Source organism: Streptomyces turgidiscabies Car8 (assembly GCF_000331005.1).
Classification (GTDB): Bacteria; Actinomycetota; Actinomycetes; order Streptomycetales; family Streptomycetaceae; genus Streptomyces; species Streptomyces turgidiscabies.
This window is the reverse complement of record NZ_AEJB01000106.1, coordinates 25,919-47,057: the sequence shown is the minus strand read 5'-3', so window position 1 is coordinate 47,057 and position 21,139 is coordinate 25,919. Positions and strand designations below refer to the sequence as shown.

The 21,139-nt window shown below is 70.8% G+C and carries 18 protein-coding genes and 1 pseudogene; 13 read left to right on the top strand and 6 right to left on the bottom strand.

Annotated features, from left to right (window positions below):
• Positions 1–119: 119 nt before the first annotated feature.
• Complete coding sequence (locus tag STRTUCAR8_RS06255) at positions 120–1,142, bottom strand: aldo/keto reductase (RefSeq protein WP_006374625.1); 1,023 nt, start codon at positions 1,140–1,142, stop codon at positions 120–122.
• On the bottom strand, positions 1,139–1,672 hold the full coding sequence (locus STRTUCAR8_RS06250) for a MerR family transcriptional regulator (RefSeq protein WP_044471718.1): 534 nt from the start codon (positions 1,670–1,672) through the stop codon (positions 1,139–1,141). The genes STRTUCAR8_RS06255 and STRTUCAR8_RS06250 overlap by 4 nt, the downstream gene beginning before the upstream one ends.
• Before the next feature lie 95 nt (positions 1,673–1,767).
• On the opposite strand from STRTUCAR8_RS06250, the gene STRTUCAR8_RS06245 reads away from it, so the two are divergent.
• Positions 1,768–2,238 carry a GNAT family N-acetyltransferase gene (locus STRTUCAR8_RS06245; RefSeq protein ID WP_044471724.1) on the top strand — a complete coding sequence of 157 codons (471 nt, stop codon included), beginning with the start codon at positions 1,768–1,770 and terminating at the stop codon, positions 2,236–2,238.
• 18 nt (positions 2,239–2,256) lie between these two features.
• A complete protein-coding gene (locus STRTUCAR8_RS06240) occupies positions 2,257–3,087 on the top strand; it encodes a serine hydrolase domain-containing protein (RefSeq protein ID WP_006374627.1) in 831 nt (276 codons plus the stop codon).
• A 98-nt stretch (positions 3,088–3,185) separates the two neighbouring features.
• Here the strand turns inward: STRTUCAR8_RS06240 and STRTUCAR8_RS06235 are convergent, their stop codons facing one another.
• Positions 3,186–3,863: a pirin family protein gene (locus tag STRTUCAR8_RS06235; protein WP_086025724.1), complete on the bottom strand. Its 678-nt coding sequence runs from the start codon at positions 3,861–3,863 to the stop codon at positions 3,186–3,188.
• A gap of 60 nt (positions 3,864–3,923) precedes the next feature.
• Between STRTUCAR8_RS06235 and STRTUCAR8_RS06230 the strand changes: the two genes are divergently transcribed.
• The 5 genes from STRTUCAR8_RS06230 to fabF all read left to right on the top strand — a co-directional run bounded on the left by STRTUCAR8_RS06230 (position 3,924) and on the right by fabF (position 8,929).
• Complete coding sequence (locus tag STRTUCAR8_RS06230; protein ID WP_006374618.1) at positions 3,924–5,129, top strand: PucR family transcriptional regulator; 1,206 nt, start codon at positions 3,924–3,926, stop codon at positions 5,127–5,129.
• 89 nt (positions 5,130–5,218) lie between these two features.
• Positions 5,219–6,175: an ACP S-malonyltransferase gene (locus STRTUCAR8_RS06225; RefSeq protein ID WP_006374612.1), complete on the top strand. Its 957-nt coding sequence runs from the start codon at positions 5,219–5,221 to the stop codon at positions 6,173–6,175.
• Between the two features lie 15 nt (positions 6,176–6,190).
• Positions 6,191–7,186 carry a ketoacyl-ACP synthase III gene (locus tag STRTUCAR8_RS06220; protein ID WP_006374654.1) on the top strand — a complete coding sequence of 332 codons (996 nt, stop codon included), beginning with the start codon at positions 6,191–6,193 and terminating at the stop codon, positions 7,184–7,186.
• An 83-nt stretch (positions 7,187–7,269) separates the two neighbouring features.
• Positions 7,270–7,518, top strand: coding sequence for an acyl carrier protein (locus STRTUCAR8_RS06215; RefSeq protein ID WP_006374616.1), 249 nt, complete (start codon positions 7,270–7,272; stop codon positions 7,516–7,518).
• Between the two features lie 139 nt (positions 7,519–7,657).
• Complete coding sequence (fabF, locus tag STRTUCAR8_RS06210) at positions 7,658–8,929, top strand: beta-ketoacyl-ACP synthase II (RefSeq protein ID WP_006374606.1); 1,272 nt, start codon at positions 7,658–7,660, stop codon at positions 8,927–8,929.
• A 136-nt stretch (positions 8,930–9,065) separates the two neighbouring features.
• Here the strand turns inward: fabF and STRTUCAR8_RS06205 are convergent, their stop codons facing one another.
• Positions 9,066–9,560 (bottom strand): DUF3145 domain-containing protein, encoded by a 495-nt coding sequence (locus STRTUCAR8_RS06205; RefSeq protein WP_006374635.1) that lies wholly within the window; start codon positions 9,558–9,560, stop codon positions 9,066–9,068.
• Between the two features lie 271 nt (positions 9,561–9,831).
• Between STRTUCAR8_RS06205 and STRTUCAR8_RS06200 the strand changes: the two genes are divergently transcribed.
• Positions 9,832–10,734, top strand: a complete 903-nt coding sequence (locus STRTUCAR8_RS06200) for an SGNH/GDSL hydrolase family protein (protein ID WP_006374624.1) — start codon at positions 9,832–9,834, stop codon at positions 10,732–10,734.
• 10 nt (positions 10,735–10,744) lie between these two features.
• Positions 10,745–11,731 (top strand): aldose epimerase family protein, encoded by a 987-nt coding sequence (locus STRTUCAR8_RS06195; RefSeq protein ID WP_006374621.1) that lies wholly within the window; start codon positions 10,745–10,747, stop codon positions 11,729–11,731.
• Positions 11,732–11,808: 77 nt separating this feature from the next.
• On the opposite strand, the gene STRTUCAR8_RS06190 is transcribed toward STRTUCAR8_RS06195, so the two are convergent.
• On the bottom strand, positions 11,809–14,289 hold the full coding sequence (locus STRTUCAR8_RS06190; protein ID WP_006374615.1) for a beta-glucosidase: 2,481 nt from the start codon (positions 14,287–14,289) through the stop codon (positions 11,809–11,811).
• Positions 14,290–14,389: 100 nt separating this feature from the next.
• Here STRTUCAR8_RS06190 and STRTUCAR8_RS06185 point away from each other — a divergent pair, with 100 nt between their 5' ends.
• Positions 14,390–14,968 carry a TetR/AcrR family transcriptional regulator gene (locus STRTUCAR8_RS06185; RefSeq protein ID WP_044471717.1) on the top strand — a complete coding sequence of 193 codons (579 nt, stop codon included), beginning with the start codon at positions 14,390–14,392 and terminating at the stop codon, positions 14,966–14,968.
• Between the two features lie 120 nt (positions 14,969–15,088).
• Positions 15,089–16,408: a pyroglutamyl-peptidase I gene (locus tag STRTUCAR8_RS06180; RefSeq protein ID WP_006374633.1), complete on the top strand. Its 1,320-nt coding sequence runs from the start codon at positions 15,089–15,091 to the stop codon at positions 16,406–16,408.
• On the opposite strand, the gene STRTUCAR8_RS06175 is transcribed toward STRTUCAR8_RS06180, so the two are convergent.
• Complete coding sequence (locus STRTUCAR8_RS06175) at positions 16,381–17,181, bottom strand: EI24 domain-containing protein (RefSeq protein ID WP_006374620.1); 801 nt, start codon at positions 17,179–17,181, stop codon at positions 16,381–16,383. The two genes, STRTUCAR8_RS06180 and STRTUCAR8_RS06175, sit on opposite strands and share 28 nt — an antisense overlap.
• Positions 17,182–17,370: 189 nt before the next feature.
• On the opposite strand from STRTUCAR8_RS06175, the gene STRTUCAR8_RS06170 reads away from it, so the two are divergent.
• Positions 17,371–19,974 (top strand): M14 family zinc carboxypeptidase, encoded by a 2,604-nt coding sequence (locus STRTUCAR8_RS06170; protein WP_006374622.1) that lies wholly within the window; start codon positions 17,371–17,373, stop codon positions 19,972–19,974.
• A pseudogene (locus tag STRTUCAR8_RS55580) lies at positions 19,971–21,106 on the top strand (serine hydrolase domain-containing protein). The gene STRTUCAR8_RS06170 and the pseudogene STRTUCAR8_RS55580 overlap by 4 nt, the downstream one beginning before the upstream one ends.
• The last annotated feature ends 33 nt before the right edge of the window (positions 21,107–21,139 follow it).

Below are 21,139 nucleotides of genomic sequence, written 5' to 3'. Positions count from 1 at the left end.
GTTGGCGGCTGCGGGTCCGATGTGGCTTGTCGCGCAGTTCCTCGCGCCCCTGAAAGACGGCGGGAGCCGCAAATGTCACAGCCTCGCGCCCCTGAAAGGCGCCACCAGCGACTACTCCCTTACTCCCTGCCTGCCGAGGTGAAGGTCATGTCCGCGTAGCGGGTGCCTGTCACCTTTGCTGCTATGGGGTCCAGGGAGGCCAGGTCCTCGTCGGTCAGGGTGATGGTCGTCGCCTTCGTGTTCTCCTCCACCCGGGAACGCTTGCGGGTGCCCGGGATCGGGACGACCGGGAGTTTGTGGGTGGTGGCCTGCTGCTGGACCCAGGCCAGGGCGATCTGGCCCAGAGAGGCGCCGTGGGCTTCGGCGACCGTCCTGATGGGGGCCAGCAGGGCGGCGTTCGCCGTGGCGTTGCTGCCCGTGAAGCGGGGCTGGTGGCGGCGGAAGTCGTCCGAGGTCAGTTCCTGGTCTGCGTCGGTGAAGGAACCGGTCAGGAAGCCTCGGCCGAGCGGGGAGTACGGGACCAGGGTGATGCCCAGTTCGCGGGCCGCCGGGACCACGCCCGCCTCGATGTCCCGGCTGAACAGGGACCACTCCGACTGGACGGCGGCGATCGGGTGCACGGCCTGGGCCGCGCGCAGCTCCGGGCCCGTGACCTCGCTCAGGCCCAGCTGCTTGACCTTGCCCTCGCGGACCAGGTCGGCCATGACCCCGACCGACTCCTCGATCGGCACGTTCACATCGCGCCGGTGCATGTAGTAGAGGTCGATGACGTCCAGGTCCAGGCGCTTCAGGCTCGCCTCGACGGCCTGGCGTATGTACGGCGCGTCGTTGCGGACGATCCGCCGCATCGGCTCACCCGGCGGGATCGCCAGGGCGAACTTCGTCGCGACGACGACCTCGTCCCGGTGGGCCTTGAAGAACGGGGACAGGAAACGTTCGTTCTCGCCCTCGCCGTAGGCGTCCGCCGTGTCGTAGAGGGTCACGCCGAGTTCGAGGGCGCGTTCCAGCGTGGCTCGGGCCTCGTCGGCGTCCGTGGGGCCGTACGCGAAGCTCATGCCCATACAGCCGAGGCCCTGGACACCCACCTCGGGGCCGCCTGCGCCCAGCGGGGCCGTCGTGAGCCTGCTGTCGTCGTTCGTCATCGAACCCTCTCCATCTGACGGACTTCCTGACGGACATCGCGGGCAAGGCCCGCGTCCAGGTCCGCTTCCGCGTAGAAACTGATCTTCCGGTCGAGTACCGCGAGGGTGTCCTGGAGCTCGGCGATCCGGTCCAGGACGGCACCGCGGGTCGACTCGAGCAGCTCGAACCGCTCGCCGTACGTGTGGTCGCCCTCGCGCACGAGTTCGGCGTACCGCACCATGTCCGCGACCGGCATACCGGTGAGCCGGAGCTTGCCGACGAGGTCGAGCCAGTCGAGGTCGCGGTTGCTGTAGCGGCGCTGGCCGGTGTGCGAGCGGTCGATGTGCGGCATCAGGCCGATGCGCTCGTACCAGCGCAGGGTGTGCGCGGTCAGCCCGGTGAAGACGACGACCTCGCTGATCGTGTAGCGGTCCGCTCCGTCCGGGCGCCGGTCTGGCTGCCGCGGACCCGCACAGCTGTCGGCCGTGGCGGGAACTGCGGGGGCTGTGGGGGTGTTCGGGGTGGGGTGGGTGGTCTCCAGCACCGTCATGACCCCCACGCTAAAACCCTGGAGTGCACTCCAAGCAAGCGGATACCGCGATATTGCGGAGACTTGGCCGGGTCGGGCTCACTACCGTGCGGATCATGACTCTCGTACGCCGTGCCACGACCGAGGATGCCGCAGAGCTGCTCCGGCTGCGCCAGGTGATGATCGACTCGATGACCGGGGCGAACACGGATCCGGGCTGGCAGTCCGCGTCCCTGGCCACCGTGACCGCCCGGCTCGCCGAACCCGCGGGGGACTTCGCCGCGTTCGTCGTCGACCGTCCGGACCGGGCCGCCTCGCTGGCGGCCCTGGCGGTGGGGACCGTCGAGTACCGGATCGGGCGGGCGGGCAATCCGCACGGGCGGATCGGATACGTCTTCAGCGTCGCCACCGACCCGGACGCTCGCCGCCAGGGGTACGCGCGGGCCTGTATGGAGGCGTTGGTGGACTGGTTCCGGGAGCAGGAGGTCGGGCAGATCGACCTCACCTCCTCCGCGGACGCGGAACCGCTCTACGCGTCACTGGGCTTCGTCCGCCAACCCGACCCCTTCATGCGGCTGCGGTTCTGACCCTTTTAAGCTCGACGCATGTCGTCGAAGTCGTTGAAGTCGCTCGCGCTGATCGAGAACTGGCCCGTGCCCACCGCCGCCACGGCCGTCGTACGGGCGGACGGTGCCGTTCTCGGTAGCCACGGCCCCCTCGACCACCGGTTCCCGCTCGCCTCCGTCACCAAGCCGCTCACCGCGTACGCCGCGCTCGTCGCGTACGAGGAGGGCGCGATCGAACTCGACGAGCCGGCCGGGCCGCCCGGATCGACGGTCCGCCATCTCCTCGCGCACACCTCCGGTCTCGCCTTCGACGAGCACGGGGTGACGGCTCCGGCCGGCGAGCGGCGGCTGTACTCCAACGCCGGGTTCGAGGTGCTGGGGGACCACCTGGCGAAGGCGACGGAGATCCCGTTCGCGGAGTACGTGCGGCAGGCGGTGCTGGAGCCGCTCGGGATGACGTCGACGGGGGTGGAGGGGTCGCCCGCGAAGGACGGCGTCTCGACGGTCGCGGACCTGGTGCGGTTCGCCGCCGAGGTGCAGGCGCCCCGGCTGCTCGATCCGCGTACGGTCGCGGAGGCGATGACGGTTCAGTACCCGGGGACGAAGGGTGTCCTGCCGGGGTACGGACACCAGAACCCCAACGACTGGGGGCTCGGGTTCGAGATCCGGGGCGCGAAGTCGCCGCACTGGACGGGGAGTTCGTCGTCGGCGCGGACGTTCGGGCACTTCGGGCAGTCCGGTACGTTCCTGTGGATCGACCCGGTGGTGGGGGTGGCGTGTGTCGCGCTGACCGATCGGGCGTTCGGGGCGTGGGCGGTGGAGGTGTGGCCGGGGTTCACGGACGCGGTGCTGGCGGAGGTGCGGGACTGAGGTCGTAGCGGTTCTTCGCCCCCGCCGCCCCTACCCGTCCCGTCCCTGGGGGCTGCCGCCCCCAGACCCCCGCTTTCGGCCCTGAAGGGGCCTCGTCCTCAAGCGCCGGACGGGCCGGGAGGCGACGGGCTCATCTCCCAGAGCAGCAGTTCCGCCGCCGTTACCGCTGTCGCTTCCAGGGCCGTTGCCTCCGTGATGCGGGCCGCGTCTCCCGGGCCCAGTTTCTCCGTGTGCAGGCGCACCTCGCCCCGTACTACGTGGACGTACACGTACGGCGCGTCCGGGACGGCCGTGCGCTCCCCCGCTGCCAGGCGGCGTACGTGCAGCATCGCGCCCGCCTCCGGGACCGCGTACGGCGTGGAGTCCGCGATGCCGTGGACCGTCTCGTAGGCCGGGGTGCCGCCGGGGGTGAGCGGGGCCAGCCACATCTGGACGAAGGTGAGGGGAAGCTCGCCGTCGTTGCGCTCGACGTGCCGTACGCCTGCCGCCGCGCTCAGCCGCTGCACGTCCCCGGGGCGCACCACCGTCTCGTGGCCCGTCGAGTCGCGGTGGGTCAGCTCGCCCTCCGTCACCCACGTCACGATCTCCGTGTGGCTGTGCGGATGTTCGTCGAAACCGGCGCCGGGCGCGAGGTGCTCCTCGTTGCAGGCGATCACCGCGCCGAAGCGGAGATTGTCCGGGTCGTAGTGGGGGCCGAAGGAGAAGGCGTGCCAGGATTCGATACCGGCCGCCGGGTCACCCCCTGGATAGCGCGCGTCCGCGCGCCGTACGTCCATCACGCACCCACGGTAGACCCGACGCCGCACGCTCCCGTCCCGATAAGGCAGTCTTGTTCCGTGCCCGAACCCGAATCCCACCGCCCCGAGCCCAACGACCGTCCCGAGCACCCGCACCCGGGGACCTTGCGGCGGCTGGAGAAGTCGTCCGGGAGTCTCGCCGCGCAGGCGATCACGCGCATGGACGAGACGCTGTCGTGGTACCGGGCCATGCCACCGGAGAACCGTTCCTGGATCGGGCTGGTCGCCCAGGCCGGTATCGCCGCCTTCACCGAGTGGTTCCGGCATCCCAACGCTCCCCAGGCCATCTCCACCGACGTCTTCGGCACCGCTCCCCGTGAGCTGACCAGGGCGATCACCCTGCGCCAGACCGTCGAGATGGTCCGTACGACCATCGAGGTCATGGAGAGCGCCATCGACGAGGTGGCCGCTCCGGGTGACGAGTCCGTGCTGCGGGAGGCCCTGCTCGTCTACGCCCGTGAGATCGCCTTCGCCACCGCACAGGTGTACGCCCAGGCAGCCGAGGCACGCGGTGCCTGGGACGCCCGGCTGGAGTCGCTCGTCGTCAACGCCGTGCTGAGCGGCGAGGCCGACGAGGGGGCCGTCTCACGGGCCGCCGCGCTCGGGTGGAACTCCCCGGACCATGTGTGTGTGGTGCTGGGGACCGCGCCCGACGGTGACAGTGAGCTGACCGTCGAGGCGATCCGGCGGGCCGCCCGGCACGCCAAGCTCCAGGTGCTGACCGGCGTCCTGGGCAACCGGCTCGTCGTCATCGCGGGGGGCGACGACAATCCGCTCGCCGTCGCCAAGTCCCTGATCGGGCCTTTTGCCGCCGGGCCCGTGGTCGCGGGGCCGATCGTGCCCGATCTGCTCGCCGCCACCCGGTCCGCGCAGGCCGCCGCGGCGGGGCTCAAGGCCTGTTCCGCCTGGCAGGACGCGCCGCGTCCGGTGCTGTCGGACGATCTCCTTCCGGAGCGCGCGATCGCCGGTGACCCGGCGGCGCGTGAACAGTTGGTGGAGGAGATCTACAGACCGCTGGAGGAGGCAGGGTCCGCGCTGCTGGAGACCCTCGCCGTCTATCTCGAACAGGCGAGCAGTCTTGAGGGGGCCGCGCGGATGCTCTTCGTTCATCCCAACACCGTGCGCTACCGGCTCCGACGTGTGACTGACGTCACCGGATGGTCACCTTCAGATGTACGATCCGCATTCACACTGCGGATCGCGCTGATCCTGGGGCGCCTGGCCGATGGGGATCTTCAGCCCTAGGGTTTTGTCGGGGGTCTACAAAACCCCCTCCTGTTCTTCGTCCCTGTCCCCACGGGCGGCCGTGCCCGTACCCAAGAGAGAGTGTGAGAGTGCTCGTACTCGTCGCTCCCGGCCAAGGCGCCCAGACGCCCGGCTTCCTGACTCCCTGGCTCGAACTGCCCGGTGCCGCCGAGCGCGTCGCCGCGTGGTCCGACGCCATCGGGCTCGACCTCGTCCACTACGGCACCGAGGCCGACGCCGACGCGATCCGCGACACCGCTGTCGCCCAGCCGCTGCTGGTCGCGGCCGGAATACTGTCCGCCTCGGCACTGGGTGCCATGGGCGGTGACCTCACGCCCGGCGCCGTCGCTGGTCACAGTGTCGGCGAGATCACCGCCGCCGCCTTCGCGGGCGTGCTCGACGACACCGCCGCGCTGACCCTCGTACGCAAGCGCGGTCTGGCCATGGCCGAGGCCGCGGCCGTCACGAAGACCGGCATGGCGGCGCTTCTCGGGGGTGACCCCGAGGTGAGCGTGGCACATCTGGAGAAGCTCGGGCTGACTCCGGCGAACATGAACGGCGCCGGCCAGATCGTCGCCGCGGGGACGGTCGAGCAGATCGACGCCCTCGTCGAGGACAAGCCCGAAGGTGTGCGCAAGGTCGTCAAACTGCAGGTGGCCGGTGCGTTCCACACGCACCACATGGCTCCCGCCGTGGACGCCCTCGCCTCCGCCGCCGCCTCACTGACGCCCGGTGACCCGAAGATCACGTACGTCTCGAACAAGGACGGCCGGACGGTCACGGACGGCTCCGAGGTGCTCGCGCGCCTGATCGGACAGGTCGCCAACCCGGTGCGCTGGGACCTGTGCATGGAGACGTTCCAGACGCTGGGTGCGACCGCGTTCATCGAGGTGTGCCCGGGCGGCACCCTCACCGGTCTCGCCAAGCGTGCGCTGCCCGGCGTGAAGACGCTGGCCCTGAAGACCCCCGCCGACCTCGACGCCGCTCGCGAGCTCATCGCCGAGTCGCTGACCTCGACCGCTGCCGCCGACGCGGCGGGCGCCTGAAAGGAGCCCCGAGCAATGTCGAAGATCAAGCCCAGTAAGGGTGCCCCGTACGCGCGCATCCTGGGTGTGGGTGGGTACCGGCCGGTCCGGGTCGTGCCCAACGACGTGATCCTGGAGACGATCGACTCGTCCGACGAGTGGATCCGCTCCCGCTCCGGCATCGAGACCCGGCACTGGGCCTCCGACGAGGAGACCGTCGCCGCGATGTCCCTGGAGGCGTCCGGCAAGGCGATCGCCGACGCGGGGATCACCGCCGAGCAGATCGGCGGCGTGGTCGTCGCCACCGTCTCGCACTTCAAGCAGACTCCGGCCGTGGCCACGGAGATCGCCGACAAGCTCGGCACCGCCAAGGCCGCCGCGTTCGACATCTCGGCGGGCTGCGCGGGCTTCGGCTACGGCCTGACCCTGGCCAAGGGCATGATCGTCGACGGTTCGGCGGAGTACGTCCTCGTCATCGGCGTCGAGCGGCTGTCCGACCTGACCGACCTGGAGGACCGGGCGACCGCCTTCCTCTTCGGTGACGGCGCGGGCGCGGTCGTCGTGGGTCCCTCCAACGAACCGCACATCGGTCCGACCGTATGGGGCTCCGAGGGCGACAAGTCGGACACCATCAAGCAGACGGTTCCGTGGAACGAGTACGACAGTTCCGGCAAGTTTCCTGCGATCACGCAGGAGGGCCAGGCGGTGTTCCGCTGGGCCGTGTTCGAGATGGCGAAGGTCGCCCAGCAGGCGCTGGACGCGGCCGGGATCACCCCGGACGACCTGGATGTCTTCATTCCCCACCAGGCCAACGAGCGGATCATCGACTCGATGGTGAAGACGCTGAAACTGCCGGAGCACGTCACGGTCGCACGTGACGTACGCACCACCGGCAACACCTCGGCCGCCTCGATCCCGCTCGCTATGGAGCGGCTTCTGGCGACCGGCGAAGCGAAGAGCGGCGACACCGCGCTCGTCATCGGCTTCGGGGCGGGTCTCGTGTACGCCGCGACGGTCGTTACCCTCCCCTAGGCACCTCGCGCCGGATCCTCGGATCCGGGACGGGGACAACTGCCAACCCTCTCTGGATAGATACACAAGAAGGAGCGCCTGCCATGGCCGCCACTCAGGAAGAGATCGTCGCCGGTCTCGCCGACATCGTGAACGAGATCGCCGGCATCCCGGTTGAGGACGTCCAGCTGGACAAGTCCTTCACCGACGACCTGGACGTCGACTCGCTGTCCATGGTCGAGGTCGTCGTCGCCGCCGAAGAGCGCTTCGACGTCAAGATCCCCGACGAGGACGTCAAGCACCTCAAGACGGTCGGCGACGCGACCGCGTACATCCTCAAGAACCAGGACTGATTCGCCGGCCCTGGTCGCCAGGGCCGGTCGTGGGGACTGATCCACTGGTCGGTCCCTCAGCCCCGCCACCCGGCGGTGGCGCCGTTCTCCCCGCCTGCGCGGGGGTTGTCCTCCCGTATCAGTTGGAGAAGGAATTCCCGTGAGCCCGACCAATCGCACCGTGGTCGTCACCGGTATCGGCGCAACCACACCGCTGGGTGGCGACGCGGCCTCGACCTGGGAGGGTCTGGTCGCCGGCAAGTCCGGTGTCCGTGCCCTCGAGCAGGAGTGGGCGGCCGAGCAGGCCGTCCGTATCGCCGCACAGATCGCCGTGGAACCGTCCGAGATCATTCCGCGTCCGCAGGCCCGCCGGCTGGACCGGTCGGCGCAGTTCGCGCTGATCGCCGCCAAGGAGGCGTGGGCCGACGCGGGCTACACCGACCGGGCCGGCGAGGGCGAGGGCCCGGCGGTCGACCCCGACCGGCTCGGCGCCGTCATCGCCTCCGGCATCGGTGGAGTGACGACTCTGCTCGACCAGTACGACGTGATGAAGGAGAAGGGCGTCCGCCGCGTCTCCCCGCACACCGTCCCGATGCTGATGCCCAACAGCCCCTCCGCCAACGTGGGCCTGCTCGTCGGTGCCCGCGCCGGGGTGCACACCCCGGTCTCCGCCTGCGCGTCGGGCGCCGAGGCCATCGGGTACGCCATCGAGATGATCCGCACCGGCCGCGCCGACGTCGTGATCGCCGGTGGCACGGAGGCGGCCATCCATCCGCTGCCCATCGCCGCGTTCGGCAACATGATGGCGATGTCCAAGAACAACGAGAACCCGCAGGCCGCGTCCCGGCCCTACGACACGGGCCGCGACGGCTTCGTGATGGGTGAGGGCTCCGGTGTGGTCGTCCTGGAGTCCGCCGAGCACGCCGCCGCGCGTGGTGCGCGGGTCTACGCGGAGGCGGTCGGCCAGGGCATCTCGGCCGACGCCCACGACATCGTGCAGCCGGAGCCGGAGGGGCGCGGTATCTCGGCGGCCCTGCGGAATCTGCTGGCCAACAACGAACTCGACCCTGCCGAGATCGTGCACGTCAACGCGCACGCGACGTCGACGCCGGCGGGTGACGTGGCCGAACTGAAGGCGCTGCGCAATGTGTTCGGCGACGACGTCGACCACATGGCCGTGTCCGCGACGAAGTCGATGACCGGGCATCTGCTCGGTGGTGCGGGCGGGGTGGAGACGGTCGCTACCGTGCTCGCGCTGTATCACCGGGTCGCTCCGCCGACCATCAATGTCGAGAACCTCGACCCCGAGGCCGATGCGGACATCGTGCGCGGTGAGGCTCGCAAGCTGCCTGTCGACGGGCGTATCGCAGCGCTGAACGACTCGTTCGGGTTCGGTGGGCACAACGTGGTGCTGGCGTTCAGGTCTGTTTGATCTTTTCCGCCGTGAACGGCGAGTGGCCCGGACTCCTTGACTGGAGTTCGGGCCACTCGTCGTTCTGGCTTGTGTTGAGTGCCGAGTGTCGGCCTGTGGGGCTTCTCGCGCAGTTCCCCGCGCCCCTAAAGGCCCTTCACACCACCTGGTGGAGCCATCTCACCGGGGCGCCCTCGCCCGCGTATCTGAAGGGTTCGAGTTCGTCGTCCCAGGGTTTGCCCAGAAGTTTGGCCAGTTCGGCCTCCAGGTCCGTCTCGCCTCGCTGGGAGCGGGTCAGGGCGGCGCGGAGGCGGTCCTCGGGGATGAGGATGTCGCCGTGGATGCCGGTGACGGCGTGGTAGATGCCGAGGTCGGGGGTGCAGCTGTAGCGCTCGCCCTCGGCGGTGGCGCAGGGTTCGGCGGTGACCTCGAAGCGGAGCAGCTGCCAGCCGCGCAGGGCCGACGCGAGCTTGGAGGCGGTGCCGACCTGGCCCTTCCACGAGAACTCGGAGCGCCAGGTGCCCGGTGCGGCGGGCTGGCGGATCCAGTCGAGGCTGACGCGCGTGCCGAGGACTCCGGCGACGGCCCACTCGACGTGCGGGCACAGCGCGCGCGGCGCGGAGTGCACGTACAGAACTCCACGTGTCGTCACTGGGACCTCCGGACAGAGCGGGACATCTTGCGGACTGGCTGAGCGGCGGTGGCAGGCAGCCGCGTTGATGGCGAGGCTACCGTGCGGCGGCGCAAGGAGTGTGACGTACCGTCGGTCCCGATGCCATGAAACGCCCGCCATTCACCCAGGGGGACGCTTGTACGGGTGTGCGACGTTGCAGTGTTTGTGGCATTAGTTGTTTTCGGTTCGGGAACTGTCGTGCGTTGTTATGGGCGAGAGCCGTTGCACGCCGACCGGAGGGACCCGAAGGATGCGGAATCGAAGTCGCCGTTCGCGGGCCGTCGTCGCCGTCGTGACGGCGGCCCTGCTGGGTGTCGCCGGGTGTGACGCCGGCGGTGGCGCTTCCCCCGCTCCGGACGGTGCGCGGGCGAAGACGAAGCCGTCCGCGACTCCGACGCCCGGCTGGGACAGCAGTCCGGCCTCGATGGCCGCCGTGGGCGACTCCATCACGCGCGGCTTCGACGCGTGCTCGGTGCTGTCCGACTGCCCCGAGGTGTCGTGGGCGACCGGCACCGCCACCGACGTGAACAGTCTGGCCGTACGGCTGCTGGGGGCGTCCGGGGTCGCCGCGCGCAGCTGGAACTACGCGGTCAGCGGGTCCCGGATGGCGGACCTGCCCGCCCAGATGACGAAGGCCGCCGCGCGTAGGCCCGCGCTGGTCACGGTGATGACGGGGGCCAACGACGCGTGCCGCACGTCGGTGTCGGAGATGACGTCGGTGGCCGGTTTCCGGACGTCGTTCGAACAGGCGCTGCGGACTCTGCGCAAGGCCTCACCCCGGAGTCAGGTGTACGTGGCCAGCGTGCCGGATCTCAAGCGGCTCTGGTCGCAGGGGCGGGGCAACGAGTTGGGCAAGGCGGTGTGGAAGCTGGGGATCTGCCCGTCGATGCTGGCCGACCCGGACGCGGTCGACGCGGTGGCGACCACGCGGCGCGACGAGGTGCGGGAGCGGGTGGAGGCGTACAACTCGGTGCTGAAGTCGGTGTGTGCCACGGACCGGCTGTGCCGGTCCGACGGGGGCGCGGTCTTCGACTACGACTTCGGGACGCGGCAGTTGAGCCCCTGGGACTGGTTCCATCCGAGCCGCGACGGACAGGCGCGGCTGGCCGAGATGGCGTACCGCGGAGTCACCGGCAAGAAGGCGGTGACCTAGGGTTTTCCGTATGGCCCACAGATACGAACTCTTCGGCACACTTTCCGACGGCACCCCCGTCCACCGCTGGACGCTTGAGCGCGCCGGGGTCCGGGCGCGGGTGCTGACGTACGGCGGGATCGTGCAGTCCGTCGAGGTCCCGGACCGGGACGGGCGGCTCGTGGACGTGGTGCTGGGGTTCGCGGACGTGGCCGGGTATCTGGCGCACCCGGAGCCCTACTTCGGGGCGCTGGTGGGACGGTACGCGAACCGCATCTCGGGTGGTGCCTTCGCGCTGGACGGCCGGACGTACCGGCTCGCGCGGAACAACGCGCCCAACTGTCTGCACGGCGGCGTCGTCGGCTTCGACAAGCGGGTGTGGGACGCGGAGCCGGTCGAGCACGGGGTGCGGCTGTCCCGGGTGAGCCCGGACGGCGAGGAGGGGTTCCCGGGGCGCCTGGAGCTCTCGGCGACGTACACGCTGGACGCGGCCGGGGCGCTGCGGATCGCGTACGAGGCGGTCACGGACGCGCCGACGGTGATCAACCTGACGAACCACACGTACTGGAACCTGTCAGGGCACGCGTCCGGGAGCGCGTCCGGGCACGATCTGCGCATCGACGCCTCGCGGTACACCCCGGTGGACTCGGACCTGATCCCGACGGGGGTCGAGTCGGTGGCGGGTTCCCGCTTCGACTTCCGCAAGGAGCGGGAGGTGGGTGCCTGGTACGACCACAACTTCGTCCTCGACAAGGGTCGGACGGCTGACGCGCTGGAGGCCGCCGAGTTGTACGACCCGGCCTCGGGTCGGTTCCTGACCGTGGCGACGACGGAGCCCGGCCTTCAGCTCTACACCGCCGACCATCTGGGCGAGCCGTTCGGTCCCAGGCGTGGCGTCGCTCTGGAGACCCAGCACTTTCCCGACTCCCCCAACCGGCCCGACTTCCCGAGCACCGAGCTGCGGCCGGGCGACGTGTTCCGCTCGGAGACGGTGTACGGGTTCGGCGTACGGGGCTGAGGGGCGGGCCGCCGGTGGCCCCGGTCCGGGGGTCAGGTCCCGGGCCGGGGCCGGCTGGTGGGGCGGACTGCCCTCGGTCAGACCGTAATCGGCGCGGTGAGCCGGCGGTCGGTGATCGAGCGGCCTACCTGGATTTCGTACGAACCCTTCACAAAGGCCCACGCGCCCGCGGCCTCGTCCCAGATCTCGAAGGCGCGGCGCGGGAGTTCGAGGGTCACCTCCACTGTTTCGCCGGGGGTGGCCTCGACTCCGGCGAAGCCGGCCAGCCAGCGGGCCGGGCGGTCGGGGGCCGGGGCTTCCTGGCCGGTCGGTGCGAGGTACGCCTGTACGACCTCGCGGCCGGGGCGCGTGCCCGCGTTGGTGACGCGGACGGTGACCGTCACTCCGTCGGCCCGTGTCCCTTCCGCCTCGGCCGTCTCGTACGACCAGTCGGTGTAGCCGAGGCCGTGACCGAAGGCGTACGAGGGGGTGCGGCCTTCCTTCTCCCAGGCGCGGTAGCCGATGAACACACCCTCGGTGTAAGTGAGTTGCCCTTCGGCCGGGGTCACCTGGGTGACCGGGGCGTCGGTGAACGAGCCCCAGGTGGTGGGGAGTCGGCCGCCGGGTTCGTGGGCGCCGGTGAGGACGTCCGCCAGGGCCGCGCCGCCCTCCTGGCCGGGGAACCAGCTCAGCAGCACGGCGGCGACCTCGTCGCGCCACGGCAGTTCCACCGGGGAGCCGGAGTTGACGACCACGACGGTGTTGGGGTTGGCGGCGACGACGGCGCGCACCAAGTCGTCCTGGTGGCCGGGGAGTTCGAGGTCGACGCGGTCGAAGCCCTCGGACTCGACGCGCTCGGTGGTGGCGACCACGACGACGGCGGTGTCGGCGGCGCGGGCGGCCTCGGCGGCCTCGGCGATCAGTTCGTCGGGGTCGCGCCGCGGTTCCTGGTGGCAGAGGCTGAAGCCGACGGACTTCATCGCGACGTCGTCGGGGAAGGTGACGCCGTGGGTGAGGGACACCTCGACCGGTGTGCCTGCGGCGAGTTGGACCTCGGCCCGGAGTTCGGGGTCCCCGAAGAACGAGATGAAGGGGTCGTCGCTGTCGGTGGTCTGGACGTCGTCGTAGTACGTGGTGCCGTCGACGGTGAGGGTGAAGGGGCCGAGGCCCTTGATGCCGAAGGCGTGCGGGCCGGTGTGGCGTGGGGTGAATGTGCCGGTGAGGTCGACGGTGTGGAGCCGGTCGTGGGTGACACCTTCGGGGAGGTCCGAGCCCATCCAGTTGATCTGGCCGTTGGGCGCGGAGCCGGTGCCGATGACCGTGCCGTCGGCGTCGCGGCAGACGGCGCGCAGGGCGAACCCCTTCTCGGCGACGGCGAGTTCGGTGTTGGGGTCGGCGCCGAGGGCGTAGGTCAGGGTGCCTTCGGGGAGGGCGGCGGTGAGTCCGTCGAGCGGGGAGACGACATGGGCCGGGAAGACGATGGCGGAGCCGCCGCCGAGGACGCGGGCGTCGCGGGCGGCGGCGCCGATGAGGGCGACCGTACCCCCTGCGGGCAGCGGGAGGGCGCCCTCGTTGCGGACCAGGACGAAGGAGCGGTGGGCGATCTCGCGGGCCAGGGCCTCGCCGTCGACCTGTGCGGGGAGGCCGGTGGGGGCGACGGCGGGTTCGGCGCCCTCCAGGATGCCGACGCGGGCGGCGAGGCGCAGGACGTTGCGCACGGCGCCGTCGAGGGTGGCCTCGGCCACGTGTCCGTCCCGTACGGCCCGGGCGAGGGGGGCGCCGTAGACCGTCCTCGGGCCGGGCATGGCGACGTCGAGGCCGCCGTCGATGGCGCCGGTGGTGGAGCGGGCGGCCATCCAGTCGGAGACGTTGTAGCCGTCGAAGCCCCATTCGCCGCGCAGGACCTCGTTGACCAGGTAGCGGTGCTCGCTCATCGTCGTGCCGTTGACCGTGTTGTAGGCGGTCATGATGCCCCAGGGGTGGGCGTTCTCGACGATGGCCTCGAAGGGGGCCAGGTACAGCTCGCGCAGGGCGCGTTCGGAGACCAGGTTGTCCACGGTGAAGCGGTCGGTCTCGGCGTCGTTGGCGACGAAGTGCTTGACGGTGGTGCCGACGCCGCCGGACTGGACGCCGTTCACATAGCCGGTGCCGATCCGTCCGGTGAGGTACGGGTCCTCGCTGTAGGCCTCGAAGTGCCGGCCGCCGAGCGGGGAGCGGTGCAGGTTTACGGTGGGCGCGAGGAGGACGTGGACGCCCTTGCGGCGGGCCTCCTGGGCGAGCAGCACGCCTGCCCTGCGGGCTAGTTCGGGGTCCCAGGTGGCGGCGAGGGCGGTCGGGGAGGGCAGGGCGACGGAGGGGTCGTCGGCGGTCCAGCGGACGCCGCGGACGCCGATGGGGCCGTCGGACATCACCAGGGAGCTCAGCCCGATCTCGGGCAGCTCGGGCAGCGACCACATGTCCTGTCCGCCCAGGAGCCGGGCCTTGGCGTCCAGGTCGAGCTTGCCGAGAGCCGCCTCGACGGCCGCCTCACGGGCCGCGTCGGCCGACGTCGGGTCAGTGCCCGGGGATCCCGTCACCATGGTGCCTCCTCGCTGAGTCCAAGTTGTCTCCCCCATCCTGCACGCGACACCTGTAGAGCGGTAGGTTTTGTTACATTGACGTTATATTTGCTGTGGGCACATACCGTACGGTGACGGCATGGCGATCAGAGCGAGGACCGAGGAGCGGCGCGCGGAGATCGTCCGGGCCGCCCTGAACGTGATCGCGGAGCGCGGATACCGGGGCACGAGCATGGCCGCGGTCGCGGAGCGGGTCGGGCTGACCCAGCAGGGGCTGCTGCACCACTTCCCCACGAAGGACGCGCTGCTGGTCGCCGTCCTCAGGGAACGGGACCAGTGGGACGCGATGCCCGAGACCCGGTGGCGGATGGACCTGCTGGCCTCACTCGTCGAGTACAACGCCATGCGGCCCGGGATCATCCAGACCTTCTCCGCGCTGCTCGGCGAGAGCGTCACGGAGGGGCATCCGGCGCGCGAGTTCTTCACCGGGCGGTACACCGACGTCCGTACGACCATGGCGGCGGCCCTGCGCGTCGAGTACGGCGACCGGCTGCCGAGCGGACTCACCCCCGAGCGGGCCGCTCCCCTGCTCGTCGCGGTGATGGACGGGCTCCAGTACCAGTGGCTGCTGGATCCGGAGGCGGTGGACATGCCGGCCGCGTTCCGGGACTTCCTCACGCTGCTGGGCGGCGAGGACTGAAGATCCTCACCCGCGTCACGCGCTATGGCGTAGACCACTTCCGTCACGCGATACTGCCGCCGTCGACAGCACAGCAGCTCACTGCTGGCTCCCCCACGGCGACGGAAGGCCTGAACTCCCTTGAGCTATCCACGTGTACGGATCGGTGTCCTCGGACTCGCACTGCTGGCGGGGCTCTCCGCACCCGCCACCGCCTCGGCCGCCGACGCCCCGGCCTCGCCCTCCGTCGCGCCCACCGTCGAGGAGCTGCGACTCGACAAGGCGGCGCCTCAGGAGATCCTCCGGCGTTCCGGATTCGACTCCGTGGCACCGGAGTTCGCGCGGGCACTCGGCAAGGCGCGCTCGTACGCGGACGCCCGCGGAGTCGTCGTACGGCAGGGGGCGGCGCTGTGGCGGCGGGCCGTCGACCGGGCACAGGGGCGCGGGCCGGCCGGCGGTGACCTGAGCCGGGACGACGACCGGCCGCTGTACTGGGCGCGGCTCGGGATGACCCGTGAACTCCGGCTGTGGGAGCCGTCGTTCGGGGTCAGGGGCGACCAGCGGGCTTCGCTGTCGGGCGAGTTGGAGCGGAACTCGCGCGGACAGACGTCGATCCGCTATCCGTGCGGTGGGACGCTGAAGCGTGTTCTCGTCACCGGGTTCGATCCGTTCACGCTCGACCGGGACATACGGATCTCCAACCCGTCGGGGGCCACCGCGCTCGCCCTCGACGGCACGGTGATCGAGACGGCGGACGGGCCGGCCAGGGTCGAGACCGCGGTGTTCCCGGTGCGCTGGCAGGACTTCACGGAGGGCACGGTGGAGCGGACGCTGAAGCCGTATCTGCCGAAGGTCGATCTGTTCACCACCGTGAGCCAGGGGCGGGTCGGGCGGTTCGACGTGGAGCGGACCAACGGGGCCTGGCGGGGCGGCTTCGGGGACAACGAGAACATCGGCCGGACGGAGACCGTGCCGGTCACGGACCCGGCCTCGCAGCCGCAGTGGACGTCAACGACCTTGCCGTACAAGGCGATTGTCGCCGCCGACACCGGCCGGTTCCCCGTGTACGACAACACGAGCGTGACGGAGATACCGGCGGGCGGCACCGTTCCCGTCGTCCGGGCGGACGGGCCCACCGCCGGGTCGACGGCTCGGGCCGGGGGCGGCGGGGACTATCTGTCCAACGAGATCGCCTACCGGGCGACCCTGTTGCGCGACCGCCTCGGTCTGGGCGCCACGCTCCCCGGCGGGCATGTGCACACGCCGGTGCTGCAGTTCGGGACGGGCAACACCGACCCGGCGACCGGGGCCGTGACCGACCCCGAGTTCGTGCGCAACCGGCTGGACATCATCGCCCAGGTGCGCTCGATCCTGGCGGTGGCCGTGGACGCGTCCGCCGGAACTTCAGGCGACTCTGCCGGTGGCTCCTCCGGTCAGGACGCCGAGGCCGGCGCCTCCTGATCCTCGGAGACCTGTGAGGACTCGTCGGTCTCCTCGCCGAGCAGGTCGCGGGCCATCATCGTGGCGCCCGCGACCGCGCCCGGCATCAGGAAGACGGCCACGAACGGCACCACGAAGGCCACGGCGAGCGGCGTGCCGAAGCCCCACACCAGCGGCTTGCGGGAGCGCAACAGGGCGAGGCGCTCGCGGAGTTCGACCCGGCGCCGCTGCAGGGCGACCCCGGTCAGCTCCTCGGTGAGGAAGAAGCCGGTGACCATGAAGCCGAGCACGGGTACGACGGTCTGCCCGGCGACCGGAACGAAGCCGAGGGCGAAGAGGAGCAGCGCCCAGCACAGGGCCCGTACGAGGACCCGGAGGCTGTCGCGGGCCGAGATCCACAACTCCCGGTGCAGCGGCAGGCCCGACTCGGGGGCCGTGCCGTCGGGGGACACGTCCCGGTCGACCTTCTCGGAGAGGTTCTCGTAGAAGGGCTGACCGATGAGGAGGGTCATCGCGGTGAAGGTGAGGACCGACAGGAGCAGGGCCAGGGCGAAGAGAAGCGCGGTGAGGAAGCCGCGGAAGAGACCGAGCCAGGGGCTCGACCAGTCGTCCGCGAAGGGGGTGGCCCACGCGGTGAGGTCGGTGCCGTAGAGGGCGAGGGCCGTCAGGGCGGCGAGGTAGAGGACAAGGGTGAGGAGGCCTGGCAGCAGCCCGAAGCCGTAACTCCTGCCGTGTCGGGCGACCCAGCGCTGGCCCTTCAGGAGATAGCGGAAACCTGTCGCGAGATCGCTCATGGGGGAACTCTATCGGGGGCCTCTTTCGGCCCTCACGGCATCCGCCGTCCGGGGCGTCCATGGCGCGGAGACCCTCTTGTCGGCGTTGAGTCGAGAAGGTACATCTCGCCGTACCGATCTCAGGAAACACAGGTAGCACAGGCAGCAAGGAAGTACCGGACGTAACAGGAAGCATGGGAGAAGGTACGCGTGCGTCGCACAAGACCCGTTCCACCGAGCCCTGTTCTGCTCACCGTCCTCGCCGTCACCACGGCGGGCTCGCTCCTGCTCACCCCCCACACCGCCACCGCCGACCGCAAGCCCGTCACCCGTGAGGAGGCGGAGGGCCCGGGGGCGCCGGGCGAGCGGTCCGCTGTCGACCGGCGTGCCGCGACGGCCCCGGCGAGCGCCGCCGCCCGCGCCCTCACCGCCCCCGTCACCGGCCTCGGCGACAAGGGACGCGGCTACCCCCGCGAGCAGACCCTGTCCCCCGACCCGGTGAACCCGGCGGACAGGTCCATCAAGCTGGGCCTGACCCCGTACCACGCCATCGCCCCGAAGCTGAACGCCCTTCAGCGGCTGGGCGACCGGGTGAGCGTCGAGGTCGCGGGCCGGTCGGCGGGAGGGCACCGGCTCTACCTCGTCACCGTCACCGCGCCGGAGAGCGCGGCCCAGACGCGCGCCCAGGAGGACATGCGCGAGCTGATCGAGAACGCGCCCGCGGCCGCCGCCAAGAGCCGCACGATCAAACGGAGTTACAAGGCGCCCGTCTTCGTCAACAACAACATCCACGGCAACGAGTGGGAGGGCACCGACGCCTCCCTGAAGATCGTCGAGCGGCTCGCGACCGCGACCGACGCCAGGACCCGGGAGCTGCTCGCGCACAGCCGGCTCTACTTCAACATCACCGCCAACCCGGACGGCCGTATCGCCGGCACCCGTGCCAACGCCAACGGGTTCGATCTGAACCGGGACTTCGTCACCTCCTCGCAGCCCGAGGGGCGGGCGATGCGGCAGATCGAGATCGACAAGCAGCCGACGGTCATGCTCGACCTGCACGGCTACGTCAACGGCACCCTCATCGAGCCGACCACTCCCCCGCACGGCGAGAACTACGAGTACGACCTCTTCCTCAAGAACACCTACGCCAACGCCCTGGGGATGGAGGCCGCCGTCAACGACCTCGGCTACACGCCGGCGAAGGACGGTGTCGAGCCCGCCCAGATCCCGTTCCGTGACCAGCAGGAGGGCTGGGACGACTGGCCGCCGATCTTCACCCCGCAGTACGCGGCCTTCCACGGCACGGTCGCCGCGCACACCGTCGAGATCCCGATGACGGTCAACAACCGGGCCTACGACACCCTTTCGGTCGCCGAGTTGCGCCGTCGCAGCGCGATCAACGTCGCCGTGGCCGGGGCGGCCATCGACGCGACCTTCGACTACGTGCAGGATCACCGGACTTCGCTCGTCGCCGACCAGATCGAGGTCTTCCGGCGCGGTGCCACGGGGGCCGCGCAGGTGCCGGTGTCGGCCAAGAGCGTTCCGGGTGTTCCGGGTATCGGGCCGGAGGACGTCTACACGACCACCTTCCCCCGTGCGTACGTCATTCCGGCGGGCGCCTCCGGCCGGCGGTCCACGCCCGCCGCCGCCCGGCTCGTCGACCATCTGCTCGCCAACGACATCAGGGTCGGCCGCGCGAGCCACGCCTTCCGGCTCGACGGACGGACGTACGCGAAGGGTTCGTACGTCGTCGACATGCGCCAGCCGAAGCGCGGGCTCGCCAACGTGCTGCTCGCCGACGGGCGGGACATCAGCGACAAGGTGTCGGTGATGTACGACATCTCGGGCTGGAGCCTGGGCCGACTGTGGGGCGCGACCGTCCGGCCGGTCGGCGGCGGCAGCCTGTCGGGCCTGCCGCTGCGGGCGGTGACCGCCGCGACGCGGGTCGGGTACGTCGCTCCGCAGGGGAAGCTGCGGCTGCGGCTGGACGACCCGCGCGAGATCGCCGCCCTCAACTCCCTTCTCCGGAACGGGGTTTCGGCACGGCGGGCGGTGGACGGCAGTGCGATCGTCCCGGCGTCGGCGCGTAGGCAGGCGCTGGCGGCGGCCCGTACGTACGACGTGGCCTTCGAGGCGACGAAGGCGACCGGAGTCTCCGACCTGCGTCGCACCCGGGTCGCGGCGGCCGTCACGCCCGGGGAGCTGTTCGCGCTGCGTGAGATGAACTTCGAGGTGACGCCGGTGTCGACGGCCGTCCTCGACGCCGGTTTCGACTGGGCCGGGACGGATGTGCTGTTCGTGTCGCAGGACATGGAGTACGAGGACCTGAACCCGGCCGCCCGTAAGGCGCTCGACGCCTTCCTCGGCTCCCGGGGACTGGTCGGCCGGGGTGCCTCCGGGGCCGCGCTGAACTCCGCCGCCGGGCTGCTGGCGGTCAAGCCGGTCGAGGGCAACGGGGACGCCAACGGCGTTGTGCGGGTGGTGAATTCGGGCCGCAGCCCGGTCACCGGCGGGGCGCCGGACCACGGGTTCGTGTACGCGCCCGTCTGGTTCACGGACCTGGGCCCCGGAGTGCGGGTCGACCAGTCGTACGGGAGCGGGAACCCTCTTGTCTCCGGGCACTGGCGGCCGTTCGCGGACGGGTCCGGAGGGCCGGGGGCGGCGGCGGGACAGGCGGCGGTGGTCAGCGGGCCGCACGCGGTGCTGTTCGGCACCGAACCGCTGTTCCGGGACCACCCCAAGGGGGAGTTCGCGCAGGTGGCACGTGCTCTGCTGAGCGTGCCGATCAGCACATCGAGCGAGGAGAGCGAATGACGCAGGAGACCACCGAGGCCGTGGGACGACCCGTCCAGGGCACGGTCGCCGAGGGGTTCGAGGCGGTGCGGAAGGAGTTCGCCGCCTTCGTCGCCGGTGAACCGCCCGACTACGAGGGCCAGTTGTGCGCGTACGTGCACGGCCGGCGGGTCGTCGACCTGTGGGCGGGCCCGGCCGGCGAGCCGGACTTCGGGCCGGACAGCCTCTACGGGGTGTACTCGTCCACGAAGGGTGCCGCCCATCTCGTGGTCGCCCTGCTGGTCCAGGAGGGCACCCTGGAGCTGGACCGCAAAGTCACCTACTACTGGCCGGAGTTCGCCCCCGAGGGCAAGGCGGCGCTGACCCTGCGCGACCTGATGGCGCACCGGGCCGGGCTGGTCGGCAGCGACGCCGGGTTCACCCTGGAGGAGCTGGCCTGCGACCAGCTGGTCGCCGAACGCCTCGCGGACCAGCGCGCCCGTTCTGGCGGCCGGGCAGCGCCTTCGACTATCGAACGCTTGCCCAGAGTTCCATCCTTGAGGGTGGAGGCGTAGGACATCCTGTCCATTGCGGCCCGGAGGGCCGCAGCGGCATGGCTAAGATCGCCTCATCCGACGACGAAGTTGTCGGATCTACCGCCGGACGGGCGGGAAGTGACGCCTGTGGAGGCCACTGTAAGACCGAGCTCCCCGGAGACCGGCGAGGGCCAGTGAAGCAGGAACCCACGGTGGCACCGCGAAGCGGTGCGGACCGGAATCTCCCACCCTCGGGCGGGAGAGGGCGTCAACACGCCCTCGTGATCGGCGCGTTGGCCTCCTGGAGCGTACGGCGCGCCACGGGCTGTACGCTCCAGGACGTCAACGAGGAGCGGGTGTGCCCCCTACAGCTTCGGCTTCTACCCGGGTCTGCCAGAGGCCCCCGGGCGCACAAGTCGTTCGGCCTGGGTTTCCAGATGACCGCGGACGTGGCCTACCCGTTCCTGGGCGCGGGCACGATCGGCCACAGCGGGGCGGGCGGCTCGCAGGCCTTCGCCGACCCGCGCAGCGGTCTTGCCTACGGCTACGCCCGGCGCCGGTACGCCTTCCCGGGCGGATCGGCGCCGGAGAACGAGCGGTTCGTGCGGGCCGTGCACACGGCGGCGCTGCGCGGCTGACCCGCGTACCGGTCCCGGCGACGAAGGCCGCAC